12 protein-coding genes are annotated in these 14002 nt (G+C 64.2%); 7 read left to right on the forward strand and 5 right to left on the reverse strand.

The window, feature by feature from the left end; genetic code table 11:
• Positions 1 to 197 precede the first annotated feature (197 nt).
• Positions 198 to 1370 carry a 4-hydroxybenzoate 3-monooxygenase gene (pobA, locus tag JQ621_RS22925; protein ID WP_212236946.1) on the reverse strand — a complete coding sequence of 391 codons (1173 nt, stop codon included), beginning with the start codon at positions 1368 to 1370 and terminating at the stop codon, positions 198 to 200.
• Positions 1371 to 1420: 50 nt separating this feature from the next.
• Here pobA and JQ621_RS22930 point away from each other — a divergent pair, with 50 nt between their 5' ends.
• Positions 1421 to 2323: a helix-turn-helix domain-containing protein gene (locus tag JQ621_RS22930; protein ID WP_212236947.1), complete on the forward strand. Its 903-nt coding sequence runs from the start codon at positions 1421 to 1423 to the stop codon at positions 2321 to 2323.
• A gap of 9 nt (positions 2324 to 2332) precedes the next feature.
• Here the strand turns inward: JQ621_RS22930 and JQ621_RS22935 are convergent, their stop codons facing one another.
• The gene (locus JQ621_RS22935) at positions 2333 to 2818 is read right to left on the reverse strand and encodes a MarR family winged helix-turn-helix transcriptional regulator (protein WP_212236948.1); all 486 of its coding nucleotides are present in this window, start codon (positions 2816 to 2818) and stop codon (positions 2333 to 2335) included.
• Between the two features lie 114 nt (positions 2819 to 2932).
• Here JQ621_RS22935 and JQ621_RS22940 point away from each other — a divergent pair, with 114 nt between their 5' ends.
• The 3 genes from JQ621_RS22940 to JQ621_RS22950 are packed head-to-tail and all read left to right on the forward strand — an operon-like array spanning position 2933 to position 5335.
• The gene (locus JQ621_RS22940) at positions 2933 to 3475 is read left to right on the forward strand and encodes a VOC family protein (RefSeq protein WP_212236949.1); all 543 of its coding nucleotides are present in this window, start codon (positions 2933 to 2935) and stop codon (positions 3473 to 3475) included.
• 31 nt (positions 3476 to 3506) lie between these two features.
• Positions 3507 to 5144, forward strand: coding sequence for an FAD-dependent oxidoreductase (locus JQ621_RS22945; protein WP_212236950.1), 1638 nt, complete (start codon positions 3507 to 3509; stop codon positions 5142 to 5144).
• Entirely contained in the window at positions 5141 to 5335 is a 195-nt protein-coding gene (locus tag JQ621_RS22950; protein WP_212236951.1) for a DUF2783 domain-containing protein, read from the forward strand. The genes JQ621_RS22945 and JQ621_RS22950 overlap by 4 nt, the downstream gene beginning before the upstream one ends.
• A 76-nt stretch (positions 5336 to 5411) precedes the next feature.
• On the opposite strand, the gene pcaG is transcribed toward JQ621_RS22950, so the two are convergent.
• On the reverse strand, positions 5412 to 6038 hold the full coding sequence (gene pcaG, locus JQ621_RS22955; protein WP_212236952.1) for a protocatechuate 3,4-dioxygenase subunit alpha: 627 nt from the start codon (positions 6036 to 6038) through the stop codon (positions 5412 to 5414).
• A gap of 3 nt (positions 6039 to 6041) precedes the next feature.
• Positions 6042 to 6824 (reverse strand): protocatechuate 3,4-dioxygenase subunit beta, encoded by a 783-nt coding sequence (gene pcaH, locus JQ621_RS22960; RefSeq protein WP_212236953.1) that lies wholly within the window; start codon positions 6822 to 6824, stop codon positions 6042 to 6044.
• Positions 6825 to 6920: 96 nt separating this feature from the next.
• Between pcaH and JQ621_RS22965 the strand changes: the two genes are divergently transcribed.
• Entirely contained in the window at positions 6921 to 7847 is a 927-nt protein-coding gene (locus JQ621_RS22965) for a LysR family transcriptional regulator (RefSeq protein WP_212236954.1), read from the forward strand.
• Between the two features lie 82 nt (positions 7848 to 7929).
• Complete coding sequence (gene pncB, locus JQ621_RS22970) at positions 7930 to 9234, forward strand: nicotinate phosphoribosyltransferase (RefSeq protein WP_212236955.1); 1305 nt, start codon at positions 7930 to 7932, stop codon at positions 9232 to 9234.
• Positions 9235 to 9256: 22 nt separating this feature from the next.
• On the opposite strand, the gene JQ621_RS22975 is transcribed toward pncB, so the two are convergent.
• Entirely contained in the window at positions 9257 to 9877 is a 621-nt protein-coding gene (locus JQ621_RS22975) for a TetR/AcrR family transcriptional regulator (protein ID WP_212237194.1), read from the reverse strand.
• 679 nt (positions 9878 to 10556) lie between these two features.
• On the opposite strand from JQ621_RS22975, the gene JQ621_RS22980 reads away from it, so the two are divergent.
• Positions 10557 to 13961 (forward strand): acyl-[ACP]--phospholipid O-acyltransferase, encoded by a 3405-nt coding sequence (locus JQ621_RS22980; RefSeq protein ID WP_212236956.1) that lies wholly within the window; start codon positions 10557 to 10559, stop codon positions 13959 to 13961.
• The last annotated feature ends 41 nt before the right edge of the window (positions 13962 to 14002 follow it).

The following is a 14002-nucleotide window of genomic DNA, read 5'->3' on the forward strand; positions in this document are numbered from 1 at the left end:
GTTCGGCCTGCAGGCGCGACCGACAGGCCAATTCCTGCCGGGAAACGAGGCGCCGCCTTGGCTTCTGCAATCGCCGCCGGGTTTATGGGCAACCGGCCTAAAGCATGATCCGGAAAAGTGCGAAGCGGTTTTCCGGAAAGATCATGCGCAAACAACAATCTAAGCGCGATGACGATTCATCCAAATCTCATCGCGCTTTAGAACGGCAGCCCCACATAATTCTCCGCGAGCAGCCGCTGCGCCGTCTCGGACGACAGCAGATAGTCCAGCTCCGTCTGCTGAAGCCGGTCTTCATACTCCGAACGATCGGGGAAACGATGCAGCATCATCGTCATCCACCATGAGAAGCGCTGCGCCTTCCAGATCCGCGCCAGAGCCTTGGCCGAATATCCTTTCAGCCCGGAATCATCACCATCCTGATAGTGCGCGAGCATCGCGTGGTAGAGATAATAGATGTCGGAAGCCGCACTGTTCAGCCCGCGCGCGCCGGTCGGCGGCACGATGTGGGCGGCATCGCCGGCGAGGAACAGGCGACCATAGCTCATCGGCTCGGCAACGAAGCTGCGCAAGGGCGCAATGCTCTTCTCGATCGAAGGCCCCGTGATCAGGCGCGCCGCGACATCGTCGGGCAAACGTCGCTTCAACTCGGCCCAAAACGCGTCGTCCGACCAGTCCTCGACCTTGTCGGTGAGCGGCACCTGGACATAGTAGCGGCTCAGCACCTGTGAGCGCAGCGAGCACAGTGCGAAGCCGCGTTCGTGCTTCACATAGATCAGCTCCGGCGACACCGGCTTGGTACGCGACAGCACCCCCAACCAGCCGAACGGATAGACCTTCTCGTATTCGCGCAGCACGTCTTTCGGGATCGACTTGCGACTGACACCGTGAAAGCCGTCGGCGCCGACGATGTAATCGCAATCGACACGCACGACCTCGCCGTCCGCGCGATACGTCACGTAGGGCCGATCCGAGGTCAGGTCATGCGGCGTCACGTCGTCGGCATTGTGAATCACCTTGCCGCCAAGACGGTCGCGCGCCTCGTAGAGATCGCGCGTCACCTCGGTCTGGCCATAGACCAGCACCGAATTGCCGCCGGAATGCTTGTGCAGGTCGATATGGGAGAGCACGCCGTCATGGGCGATCTCGAAGCCGTTGTGGATCTCGCCCTCGCGGTCCATCCGCTCGCCGCATTGCGCCTCGCGCATCAGCCGCGCGAAGCCATGTTCCAGCACGCCGGCGCGGATGCGGGCCAGCACGTGCTCGCGGCTGTATTTCTCCAGCACGACGGTGTCGATGCCCTTGAGGTGCAGGAGCTGGGACAGCAGCAGCCCGGACGGTCCACCGCCGATGATGCAGACCTGAACTTTCATTTTTCCGTCCTCCCGTCGGCACTTTTTTGCAGATTTCGTAGCCCGGACCGATGGAGGGTTTCGCCATTGTCTTGTACTATTCGAACATGAGAACCGCAGCTGCCGCCCCGACGATCCGGGTCTACAATCTGTTCGGCGAAGCCGGCGACCTGCCCGACGTGGTGCATTGCGAGACGATTGCATCGCGCTCGGTGCTGCACGACTGGACCCTCGCCGTGCACCGCCACGCCCGGCTGCACCAGGTGCTGCTGATCGAGCGCGGCGGCGGCGAAGCGACGCTCGACGGGCGCGTGGTGCCGCTCAAGCCGATGCAGATCGTCAACGTGCCGGTTGGCGATGTCCACGGCTTCAGCTTCGTGCCCGGAACCGAAGGTTGGGTGCTGACGATCGCCGCGGAAATTCTCGACGAGGCGCTGCTCGCCGCCGAGGGCCTGCGCGGCGTGCTGTCGCGCTCGGCCGTGGTGCGTGGCACGCCGCAAATCCGCGCCGTCATGAAGCAGATCTTTGCCGAGCACGCCGCTCGCGATTTCGGCCGTGCGCACGTGCTGCGTTCGTTGTCGGCAGCCATCATCGGCCTCGTCGCACGCGCGCTCGCGAGCCAGAGCGGCGCTGGCGGCAGTTCCGAGTCAAATCTGTTCCGCCGCTTCGAAGCTCTGCTCGAGCAGCATCATCTGGCACGCTGGAGCGTCGCCGACTACGCCGACGCGCTGGCGATCACGCCGACCCACCTCAACCGCGTCACACGCGCGGCCACCGGCGACACCGCCTCGCATCTGATCCTCAACCGGCTGATCCGCGAGGCGCGGCGCAACCTCGTCTATACCAACCTGCCGGTCTCGACCATCGCCTATGCGCTCGGCTTCGAGGACCCCGCCTATTTCAGCCGTGTCTACGCCGCGGCCACGGGCCTGTCGCCGCGCGCGTTCCGGGCGCAGCTCCATGGTGACGGGTAGGGCTAACCGTCAGGCGAGCTCATCCGACAGCTTTCGCATGACACGATCGAGGACAGTGATCTCTTCGGGCGTCAAGAGAGCGAGAAGCTTCGCTTCCCGCTCCAGGGCGAGCGGCGCGATCTTTCGGTAGAGCGCGCGCCCGGCCTCCGTCAGTGCGACGATCAGCTCCCGGCGATCATCGGACGCATGAGTCCGCCGGACGATGCCGCGCTCTTCCAGTCCCTTCATGGCACGGCTGACCTGCATCTTGTCCAGCGTCGTCAGGGGCCCGACTTCCTTGGTGGCGATCGCGGACCTCGCGCCGAGGATGGCGAGCACGCGCCATTCCTGCCGCGACAGGGCAAAGCGCTCCAGATACACCTCGGCGACCGCAACCGACACCTGCTCGGCCAGCCGCGCCAGGCGATAAGGAAAATACTGCTGGAGATCGAGCGTCACCCCGTCCGGCGTTGCGGCCTTCGCTCTCGTCTGCGCGTCCTTGAAACGTCCTGTCATGCTGCCCGTCCCATGTCCGCAAGATTCGTCCTTGCCATTTGATCCAGATCAATTACTGCTAATCGTAACAGATGATACTAATTCAACAAGTCCAATCTCAGGGAGCGAACCGCCATGAAGATCGAGAAGATCCATCACGTCGCCTATCGCTGTGTCGATGCCAAGGCGACCGTCGAGTTCTACAAGAAGGTCATGAACATGGACCTTCTCGGCGCCATCGCCGAAGACAAGGTGCCTTCCACGAAGGCGCCCGACCCCTACATGCACATCTTCCTCGATGCGGGGAACGGCAACATCCTGGCCTTCTTCGAATTGCCGAACTCGCCCCCGATGGGGCGTGATCCCAACACGCCGGACTGGACGCAGCACATCGCCTTCCAGGTCAAGGATCTCGGCGAGCTCGAGGAAGCCAAGGCGCGCGCCGAGGCCGCGGGCCTCGACGTCGTCGGCGTCACCGACCACACCATCTTCAAGTCGATCTATTTCCGCGACCCGAGCGGCCATCGCCTGGAGATCGCCGCCTGGACGGCGACGCCGGAGCAGCTGAGCCGCATGAAATCGGTCGCCCATGAAATGGTCGACGAATGGGCGCGCACCAAGCGGCCGCCGCGCCACACCGCCTGGCTTCACGAGAAAGAATTCGCGGGCGCAGAATAGCCACGCTGCCCCGCAGCCAGGAAAGCCAATCATGACGAATTACGTCTATCCCCGGTTCGACTATGTGCGGTCCGCCGAGCAGGCCGCGGGTATCGTGCGTCGGCACCCGATCGTGGTCATTGGCGCAGGCCCGATCGGCCTGACGGCAGCGCTCGACCTTGCGGCGCGCGGCCAGCCCGTGATCGTCCTCGACGACAACGACACTGTCAGCATCGGCTCGCGGGCCGTCTGCTACGCCAAGCGTCCGCTCGAGATTTGGGACCGACTGCACTGCGCGGCTCCCATGGTCGCACGCGGCGTGAGCTGGAACGTGGGCAAGGTTTTCTTCCGCGATCAGCTCTCCTATCAGTTCGACCTCCTGCCCGAAACAGGCCACCAATGGCCCGCCATGATCAACCTTCAGCAATATCATCTGGAGGAAATCCTGGTCGCGAAGTGCCGGGACAATCCGCTGATCGACCTTCGCTGGAAGCATCGGCTGATCAGCCTGAAACAGACACCGGACCATGCCGAGCTCGCCGTCGAGACACCCGACGGAATCTTCACCATGGAAGCCGAGTGGGTGATCGCTTGCGATGGTGCCAACTCCGACACGCGGCGAATGGTCGGGGCCGAGTTCAAGGGGCAGTATTTCCAGGATCGCTTCCTGATTGCCGACGTGGTCATGAATGCGGATTTTCCAACCGAGCGCTGGTTCTGGTTCGACCCGCCCTTTCATCCTGGCCAGTCGGTGCTCTTGCACCGGCAATCCGACAACATCTGGCGTATCGACTTTCAGCTCGGCTGGAACGCCGATCCTGATGAAGAGAAAAAGCCGGAACGGGTGATCCCCCGCATCAAGGCGATGCTGGGCGACAAGGCTGATTTCAGTCTCGAATGGGTCTCGATCTATCAATTCGCATGCCGGCGCATCGACAATTTCCGATATGGTCGCGTGCTGTTCGCCGGCGACGCGGCGCATCAGGTCTCGCCATTCGGTGCGCGCGGCGCCAACACGGGCGTGCAGGATATCGACAATCTGGCCTGGAAGCTCGCGCTGGTGCTGCGCGGCGAGGCGGGCGAGGCGCTGCTCGACACTTATCACACCGAGCGCGCCTATGCCGCCGACGACAATCTCCTGAATTCGACGCGCGCCACGGATTTCATCACGCCGAAGACGAAAGTCAGCCGCTATTTCCGTGACGCCGCACTGGAGCTGGCGCAGCACCACGATTTCGCGCGCCCGCTGGTCAACAGCGGCCGGCTGTCTGTCCCGACGCCTTACGTCGGCTCGCCGCTGAACACGCCGGACGACGGCGCGCTTGTCGGCGACATGCGGCCGGGCACCAACGCCGCGGATGCTCCCGTCACGATCGGCGGCAAGCCTGGCTGGTTCCTCAACTGTCTCGGTGACGGCTTTACCGTTGTGACCTTCGGCAATCCGACCAGCAAGACGAAGCTGACGGCCGGACAGCTCGAAGCGCGGATCATCTGTGTCGGGCGCGACATCGAGGACGCGCGGGGCCTTCTTGCCGCCCGCTACGGCGCCTCGCCGGGCACCACCTACCTGTTCCGGCCCGACCAGTATGTCGCTGCGCGCTGGAGGGAATTCGACGAAGCCGAGATCGCCGACGCAGTCTCGAGAGCCACCGGCCGCCCCGCGGCCCACCAGAGGGAACTCGCGGCATGACGCTCAATCTTGCACCTGGAATCGTCGATCCCGACGGCTTCTACGCCGAGCTGATCGACAGCCAGCGGGATCTCGACGAGGAGCAGGCCCTGCGCATGAATGCGCGCCTCATCTTGCTGCTCGCCAATCACATCGGCGACCGGGCCGTGCTCACCGAGGCGATCCGATACGCGCGCAATCCGGCCGGGTGAATGCTCTTGCCCGGCACCGCCAAGACGTGTTCGGCCTCATTCATCGATGAGGCCGAACTTCCGTCAAGCAGTTGCATCACACATCGAAGAACACGGTCTCTTCAGGCCCCTGCAAATTGATGGTGAAGGAATACACCACCTTGCCGGCCCGCTCGCTGCGGGTGGCGATCAGCGTCTTGCGGCGCACTTGCTGCTCGATCAGATTGAGCACGGGATCGGCGGCGTTGGCGGCCTCCTCGTCCGAGAAATAAAGCCGCGTGTTGAGGCCGATGTTGATGCCGCGTGCGACGATCCAGACATTGACGTGAGGCGCGCATTTGCGCCCTGCCTTGTCGACGATCGCGCCGGGCTTGATGGTCTCGAACGTCACCAGCCCACTCTCGAAATCGGAGCCGGCGCGGCCCCAGCCGCGAAACTCTTCGTCCAGCACGCCGGCCGAGCGATCGGCCGGATGGTTGTAGCGGCCGGCCGCGTTGGCCTGCCAGATCTCGAGCAGCACGTCACGCAGCGGCGTGCCGCTGCCATCGAGCACCTTGCCTTCCAGCGTGATGCGCTCGCCTGCCGTGTTCGACGTCACCAGCACGTTGGAAAAATTCTTCTCGAAGATGTCGAAGCCGGCCATGGCCGGGATCAGGCCGATATGGACGTAGGGACCGGCCGTTTGCGACGCGGTTTCCTTGAGATAGTCGAGCGGCTGCGGCATGGCTCAGTTCCCCTCCGGGCGGTTCTCGAAATGGGTGGAGCGCTGGCCGCGCAGCACGATGTCGAAGCGGTAGGCGAGCGAGTCGAACGGCGTCGAGGCGTTGAGATCGAGCGGCGCGACAAGACGGTCGAGCGCGTCCTTGTCCGGGATCGTCGTCAGGATCGGGCAGATCGGGATCAGCGGATCGCCCTCGAAGTACATCTGCGTGATCAGCCGCTGCGCGAAGCCCGAGCCGAACACCGAGAAGTGGATGTGGGCGGGACGCCAGCTGTTGACGAAGTTGCGCCAGGGATAGGGGCCCGGCTTCACGGTGCGGAAATAGTAATAGCCGGTGTCGTCTGTGAGCGCCCGGCCGCAGCCGCCGAAATTGGGATCGATCGGCGCCAGATAGGTATCCTTCTTGTGCCGGTAACGGCCGCCGGCATTGGCCTGCCAGAACTCGACCAGCGTCTTCGGCACGCCGCGGCCGGTCTCGTCCAGCACGCGGCCATGGACGATGATGCGCTCGCCGACGGGATCGCCGTCCTTGGCGTAGTTGCGGATCAGATCATTGTCGAGCGGGCCGAGATCATTGTGGCCGAACACCGGCCCCGTGATCTCCGAGATCGAGTTCTCCAGCGACAACAGCGCCTGGCGCGGCGAACGCAGCACCGAGGACTTGTAGCCGGGTGCGTAGGCCGGCGGATGGATGGCGCGGTCGCGCTGGAATAAGCCGCCGTCGCGCGGGCTGAACGGTTCAGGGCGGTTGAGGCGGGGATCGCTGAAGGCTGGCGCCTGGGCATTCATCGGCGTTGTCTCTCCCTGTGGCCGCGACCGGTCCGGGCGCGGCGTGTTGGCGAGATCATGCGCGCAGCTATTCCACAAATAAACAGATCGATTATAATGCATTACATGAAGAAAATCGATCATTTGGCCCTCGACGGCCACGCCCTCGAACTGTTCCTCGCGGTGCTGGAGGAAGGCTCGGTGACATCGGCCGCGACACGTCTCGGCCTGACGCAATCGGCCGTCAGCCATGCCCTCAACAAGCTGCGACGGATTGTCGGCGATCCGCTGTTTGCAAAGTCCGGCCGCGGCATTGTCGCGACCGCCCACGCCCAGGCGCTGGCCGCAAAGGCACGCGCACTGATCGACGAGATGCGCAGCTTTGCCGGCGGCGTCTCTTTCGAGCCGGCGAGCGCAAAGCTCTCGCTGACGATCGCGGCCAACGACTTCCAGCGCGACCTGCTGCTGCCCCGCTTCTTCGGACATGTCGCGGCGCAGGTGAAGAACCTGGACCTGCGCGTGATCCCGTCACAATCGCCCTCGCCCGCCATGCTGCGCGAAAATCGCTGCGACCTCCTGATCACGCCGCTGCCGCCATCCGGCATCGACATCGTGCAGAAGCGTCTGCTGAGCGATCATTACGTCTGTTACTACGATCCCGGGACGCGGGCGGCTCCCTCCGGTCGCGGCGCTTATCTCGCCGCGCGCCACGTCACGGTGGTCTACACTGATAACGAGCGGCTCGACTTCGACCGCCGGCTCGCCGCGAACGGCTTCCACCGCGACATCGCCATCTCCGTGCCGAGCTTCTCCGGCGTACCATCATTCCTGCGCGGAACGCAGATGCTGGCGAGCATGCCGAGCCTGCTGGCCTCCAGCGTGATGGTTGGCTTCGCGCATGCGCGGATTCCGCTCGCGTCGCGCACCCGCACGCTGGCCGAGCTGCCGATGTTCATGGTCTGGCATCAGCGTTACCAGAAGGACCCGGCGCATCGCTGGATCCGGACACAGCTGGAATGCGTGGCGGCGACGGCTGGCGCCTGAACGGATCGGCTGCCGCAGGGGATGGCCAGCCCATCGCCAAACCCACTGGTTGCGCGCGGTCGGCCACGCTAGAATTCGTTCCATGACAGTGACCGACATTGCGAGCCGAACCTACAATCACAGCTGGCGGCTGGATCCCATCATCCGCAGCCTGCTTGATACGGACTTCTATAAGCTATTGATGCTGCAAATGATTCGGGAAGCGTACCCGGATCAACAGGTGACGTTCTCCGTCATCAATCGCTCGCGCCATGTGCGCCTTGCCGAGATCATCGACGAGGGCGAGCTGCGCGCCCAGCTCGACCACGCCCGCACCATCCGCTTCAGCAAGAAGGAGCTGATCTGGCTCGCCGGCAACACCTTCTACGGCAAGACCCACATGTTCTCGGCGGACTTCATCCGCTGGCTCGCCGAATTCCGCCTTCCCGAATACGAGCTGCGCAAGGTCGACGGCCAGTACGAGCTGCATTTCCACGGCCCATGGACCCACACCTCAATGTGGGAAATTCCGGCACTCGCCATTCTCAACGAATTGCGCTCCCGCGCCGCGATGAAGGGACGCGGCCGGTTCGAGCTCGACGTGCTCTATGCCCGCGCCAAGGCCAAGCTGTGGACCAAGGTCGAGCGGCTGCGAGGGCTGGAGAACCTGCGGCTGTCTGACTTCGGGACCCGTCGCCGTCACGGCTTCCTGTGGCAGCGCTGGTGCGTGGAAGCGGTGAAGGAAGGGCTGGGTTCGTCCTTCATCGGCACCTCCAACGTGCTGCTGGCGATGGACAACGATCTCGAAGCGATCGGCACCAATGCGCACGAGCTGCCGATGGTCGCGGCCGCGCTCGCCAGGGATGACGAGGAATTGCGCTGGGCGCCCTATCGCATCCTCGACCAGTGGCGCCAGACCTATGGCGGCAATCTCTTGATCGCGCTGCCGGACGCCTTCGGCACCAAAGCCTTCCTGCGCGATGCCCCGGAATGGGTGGCCGACTGGACCGGCTTCCGCCCCGACAGCGCGCCGCCGATCCAGGCCGGCGAAGAGATCATCGCGTGGTGGCAGAAGAAGGGACGCAACCCCAGGGAGAAGCTGCTGGTCTTCTCGGACGCCATGGACGTCGGCTCGATCGAGGAGACCTATCACCACTTTGCCGGCCGCGTGCGACTCTCCTTCGGCTGGGGCACCAACCTCACCAACGACTTCGTCGGCTGCGCGCCGGACGGCAGCTTCAATCTCGATCCGATCTCGCTGGTCTGCAAGGTGTCGTCGGTCGACGGACATCCCGCCGTCAAGCTCTCCGACAATCCGGAAAAGGCGACCGGCATGCCCTCCGAGATCGAGCGCTATTTGCGCGTGTTCGGCGATGCCGGGCGCGTGCGTCAGCCGGTGCTGGTCTAAAGCGGCAACCGCGCCCGCGGCGTCACCGCGCCGGCAAGACCCCGAGACCGACGAGATGCGCGTCCAGGAACTGCGTGACCTGCTGACGCAGCATCTGCGGCGGCACCGCGACCATCCGCTCTTCGAGGCCCAGCGAGATGATGCCGTGGACCGCGGAAAACAGCGTCCGCGACAACAGCGCGATCTGCACGTCATCCGCATCAGGCAGCGCGCGCACCAGGGGCGGATGCATCAGCGCGAAGGCATCCATCACCATCTGGAGGATGTCATCGGGATAAGGGCGATCGTCCTCCATCCGATGCTCGAACAGCGAGCGCAGCAGATTGGCGTGCTCGGCGAAGAAATCGAGATAGGTCTCGGCGAGCCCATAGAGCTGGCGAACGGGATCCTCAGCCGGAACCCCGCTTAAGCGCGCCGTTAGCGCCTGAACCGTCTCACGGTTGACGGTCAGGATCACCCCGTCGAAGTCTCCGAACTCGTTATAGACGCTGCCGACCGAGCAGCCGGCGGCCTCGGCGACGTCCCGAACTTTCAACGATCTCAATCCCTTAGTCGCGATGATGCCACGGGCGATCTCCAGGATCTGGAGCCGCCTCCGAAATTTTTTCTGGTCCCGCAGTGATTCTTCTTGAACATTGTTCATTTTCGCGCTACTCATTTGAACATTGTTCAAACTAACCCGGAGACTCGGAAAATGCAAACCCTCGCTGTTGATATCGCTTCCACCTTCGTCGATGACGCTTGGGCCATCCTGGGCGGCTTTGGCCGCACGGTCCTGCGGCTGGCGATGGCGCCGATCGACCGGATCGCGAACGCCTGCGACATCGCCGGTGTGCTCACTGAGCGCCGCGCGACCTTCCGGATGTGGCGGGCAAGCCGCGCACGTGCCCGCTTGGAGAGCCGCCGCATCAGCCTGCTCGGTCGCCTCAATCCTTTCCGCCATCTGGCTCACCTCACCTGAGGACAAACTGATGTTGCGCGTGGATCCCTTCGAATGCGAACGCCGGCCGCAACAAAGGACTTACTATGTCCGGACATCGCCGGCCGATTGCGCAACTGTCAGCGTTTCGATTCAGCTTTTTCTTATCGACCGGGGCGATATGCCCGTAAGCCCGGCATTTCCGCCCGAAACCGCTTGCTGCGACCGGATATTTGCGAACCTAACGAGACAGACTGGAGACCAACAGGATCGGAGGGACCGAGGGGACACGGCAGGCCGGCGACCACACGCGCCTGCAATCGCTCCTCTCACACTCTTCCGGTCGTGACGTTCGATCTGCAACGCAACAACCTCAGGCTGCCTTTTCAAAACAGGACTCGTCATGATCAGGGAATTGATGTCGTCACGCCGCTTTGCGCCGCTGTTCGGGGCGCAATTCTTCTCGGCGCTCAATGACAACGTGCTCAAGAACGCACTCGTCATCATCCTGCTTTACAGCGCCGCGACCGGCCACGGCGACGCGCTGGTCACGGTGGCAGGCGCCGTCTTCATCTTCCCCTATTTCATCCTGTCCGGGCTCGGCGGCCAGCTCGCCGACAAATACGTCAAATCGGTCGTCGCCAGACGCTTGAAGTTCGCCGAGATTTTCGCGGCCGGCTTTGCCGCCGCCGGCTTCTTCATGCACTCGGTGCCGCTGCTGTTCACCGCGCTCGGGCTGTTCGGCGTCATTGCCGCCCTGTTCGGCCCGGTGAAATACGCCATGCTGCCGGACCAGCTCGAGATCGGCGAACTCGCAACCGGCAACGCGCTGGTCGAAGGCGCGACCTTCATGGCCATCCTGCTCGGCACCGTCGCCGGCGGCCAGTTCGTGGCCGGCTCCGCTCACATGGGCTGGGTCGCATCGGCCGTGGTCGTGCTGGCGCTGCTGTCCTGGGCCTTTGCCTCCCGCATTCCGCAAACAACGCCCTCCGCGCCTGATCTGCCGATCGATGCCAATCCCTGGACCTCGACGGTCGGCCTGCTGAAGACGCTCTATGCCGACCACCGGCTGTGGGACGGCACCGTGATCGTCTCCTGGTTCTGGCTGGTCGGGGCCATCGTGCTGTCGCTGCTGCCGGCGCTGGTCAAGGACGTCGTCGGTGGCAGCGAAGGCGTGGTGACGCTGTGCCTTGCGATCTTCGCGATCGGAATTGCCATCGGCTCGCTGTTTGCCGCCAGTCTCAGCCACGTTCGCCCGAACCTGGCGCTGGTGCCGATCGGCGCCATCATGATGGGCTTTGCCGGCATCGACCTTGCCTGGGCCATCGGCGTTACGGTGAAGGGCAACGACATTGGCGCGCTTGATTTCGCCACCTCCTTCGCTGGCGTGCGCATGCTCCTCGATTTCGTCGCCTTCGCGTTCGGCGGCGGCCTGTTTGTCGTGCCTTCCTTCGCGGCCGTGCAGGCCTGGTCGGCGCCGAACGAGCGTGCCCGCATCATCGCGGCCGGCAACGTGCTACAGGCCGCCTTCATGGTGGTGGGTTCGCTGTTCGTCGCGCTGCTGCAGGCGGCAGGGCTTCATGTCGGCTGGATCTTCCTCGGCCTCGGCCTCGCCAGCTTCGGCGCAGTGTGGTTCGTGCTGACGAAATGGGGCAAGGAAGGCGTGCGCGACTTCGGCGCGCTGCTGTTCCGCGCCCTGTTCCGCACCGAGGTGCGCGGGCTCGAGAACCTGCCGCCTCCTGGTACGCGCATGCTGATTGCGCCCAATCATGTCAGCCTGATCGATGGCCCGCTGCTGCACGCCGTGCTGCCGATCGACGCGAGCTTCGCGGTGGACACCGGCATCTCCAAGGCGTGGTGGGCCAAGCCGTTCCTGCGCGTGGTCAAGCACTACACCATGGACCCGACCAAGCCGCTGGCCGCGCGCGACCTGATCAAGCTCGTCGCCGCCGGTGAACCTGTCGTGATCTTCCCGGAAGGACGCATCACCGTCTCCGGCTCGCTGATGAAGGTCTATGACGGCACGGCCATGATCGCTGACAAGGCCGACGCCATAGTTGTGCCCGTCCGCATCGAAGGCGCGCAGCGCTCGCATCTCAGCTATCTCAAAAGCGGTCAGATCAAGCGCTCGTGGTTCCCGCGCGTGACGGTCACGATCCTGCCGCCGGTCAAGCTGCCGATCGATGAGCAGCTGAAAGGCAAGGCACGCCGCAATGCCGCAGGCGCCGCACTCCAGGACGTCATGATCGACGCGATGGTCAAGAACACCATGCTCGACCACACGCTGTTCGAAGCGCTCGGCCACGCCTATCGCGACCGCGACACCGGCAAGGTCATCATCGAAGACGCGCTCGGCACCAGGCTGACCTACCGCAAGCTGATCCTCGGCGCGCAGGTCTTGAGCCGCAAGCTCGAGAGCGGCACATCGGCCGGCGAGAATGTCGGCGTGCTGCTGCCGAACTCGGCGGGCGTCGCCGTTGTCTTCATGGCGCTGCAGAGCATCGGCCGCGTTCCCGCAATGCTCAACTTCTCGGCCGGCCCCGTGAACGTGCTTGCCGCCATGAAGGCTGCGCAGGTCAGGACCGTGTTGACGTCGAAATCCTTCATCGAGAAAGGCAAGCTCGACAAGCTGATGGCCGCGATCTCGGCTGAATGCCGCGTCGTGTATCTCGAGGACATCAGGGCCTCGATCGGCACGGCCGACAAACTCAAGGGCTTGCTCGACGGCACCGCACCGCGCGTGTCGCGTCAGGCGAACGATCCGGCCGTCGTGCTGTTCACGTCAGGCTCGGAAGGCACGCCCAAGGGCGTGGTGCTGTCCCACCGCAACATCCTCGCCAACGCGGCGCAGGCACTGGCGCGGGTCGATGCCAACGCCAACGACAAGGTGTTCAACGTACTGCCGGTGTTCCACTCGTTCGGGCTCACGGGCGGAATGATGATGCCTGTTCTGGCGGGCATTCCGATCTACATGTATCCCTCGCCGCTGCACTACCGCATCGTGCCCGAGCTGATCTATCAGACCGGCGCCACGATCCTGTTCGGCACCGACACGTTCCTGTCCGGCTACGCCCGTTCGGCGCATGCCTACGACTTCCGCACCCTGCGCCTCGTGATCGCCGGCGCCGAAGCGGTCAAGGATCGCACGCGGCAGGTGTTCATGGAGCGCTACGGCATCCGCATCCTCGAAGGCTACGGCGTCACCGAGACGGCTCCGGTGCTGGCGATGAACACGCCGATGGCCAACCGCCCCGGCACCGTCGGCCGCCTCTCGCCGCTGATGGAGAGCCGCCTCGATCCGGTCCCCGGCATCGAGGAAGGTGGCCGCCTCTCGGTGCGCGGGCCGAACGTGATGCTCGGTTACCTCAGGGCGGAAAATCCCGGCGTGCTTGAAAGACTTCCCGAGGGTTGGCACGACACCGGCGACATCGTGGCGATCGACGCCGCCGGCTTCATCACCATCAAGGGCCGCGCCAAGCGCTTTGCCAAGATTGCCGGCGAAATGGTCTCGCTGTCGGCGGTCGAGAGCATCGCGGCGACGCTGTGGCCGCAGGCCACATCGGTCGCCGTGTCGATCCCGGACCAGCGCAAGGGCGAGCGCATCGTGCTGCTGACGACGCAGAAAAACGCGGAGCGCAGCGCGATGCAGGCCCAGGCCAAGACGATCGGTGCGTCCGAGCTCACCGTGCCCGCGACGATCATGGTGGTCGACAAGGTGCCGCTGCTCGGCACCGGCAAGACCGACTATGTCACCGCAACCACGATGGCCCGCGAGCAGGCAACTTCGCCGGAGCGCGAGGTTGCGTAAGGTCGAAAGCGGAATGTAGTTAGGTTGAATCGAGCGGCCGC

The organism is Bradyrhizobium manausense, from assembly GCF_018129685.1.
Lineage (GTDB): Bacteria > Pseudomonadota > Alphaproteobacteria > Rhizobiales > Xanthobacteraceae > Bradyrhizobium > Bradyrhizobium manausense_D.

Coding starts and splice junctions, on each gene's coding strand:
- pobA (WP_212236946.1), bottom strand. CDS start 1,370: ATGAAAGTTCAGGTCTGCATCATCGGCGGTGGACCGTCCGGGCTGCTG.
- JQ621_RS22930 (WP_212236947.1), top strand. CDS start 1,421: ATGGAGGGTTTCGCCATTGTCTTGTACTATTCGAACATGAGAACCGCA.
- JQ621_RS22935 (WP_212236948.1), bottom strand. CDS start 2,818: ATGACAGGACGTTTCAAGGACGCGCAGACGAGAGCGAAGGCCGCAACG.
- JQ621_RS22940 (WP_212236949.1), top strand. CDS start 2,933: ATGAAGATCGAGAAGATCCATCACGTCGCCTATCGCTGTGTCGATGCC.
- JQ621_RS22945 (WP_212236950.1), top strand. CDS start 3,507: ATGACGAATTACGTCTATCCCCGGTTCGACTATGTGCGGTCCGCCGAG.
- JQ621_RS22950 (WP_212236951.1), top strand. CDS start 5,141: ATGACGCTCAATCTTGCACCTGGAATCGTCGATCCCGACGGCTTCTAC.
- pcaG (WP_212236952.1), bottom strand. CDS start 6,038: ATGCCGCAGCCGCTCGACTATCTCAAGGAAACCGCGTCGCAAACGGCC.
- pcaH (WP_212236953.1), bottom strand. CDS start 6,824: ATGAATGCCCAGGCGCCAGCCTTCAGCGATCCCCGCCTCAACCGCCCT.
- JQ621_RS22965 (WP_212236954.1), top strand. CDS start 6,921: ATGCATTACATGAAGAAAATCGATCATTTGGCCCTCGACGGCCACGCC.
- pncB (WP_212236955.1), top strand. CDS start 7,930: ATGACAGTGACCGACATTGCGAGCCGAACCTACAATCACAGCTGGCGG.
- JQ621_RS22975 (WP_212237194.1), bottom strand. CDS start 9,877: ATGAACAATGTTCAAGAAGAATCACTGCGGGACCAGAAAAAATTTCGG.
- JQ621_RS22980 (WP_212236956.1), top strand. CDS start 10,557: ATGATCAGGGAATTGATGTCGTCACGCCGCTTTGCGCCGCTGTTCGGG.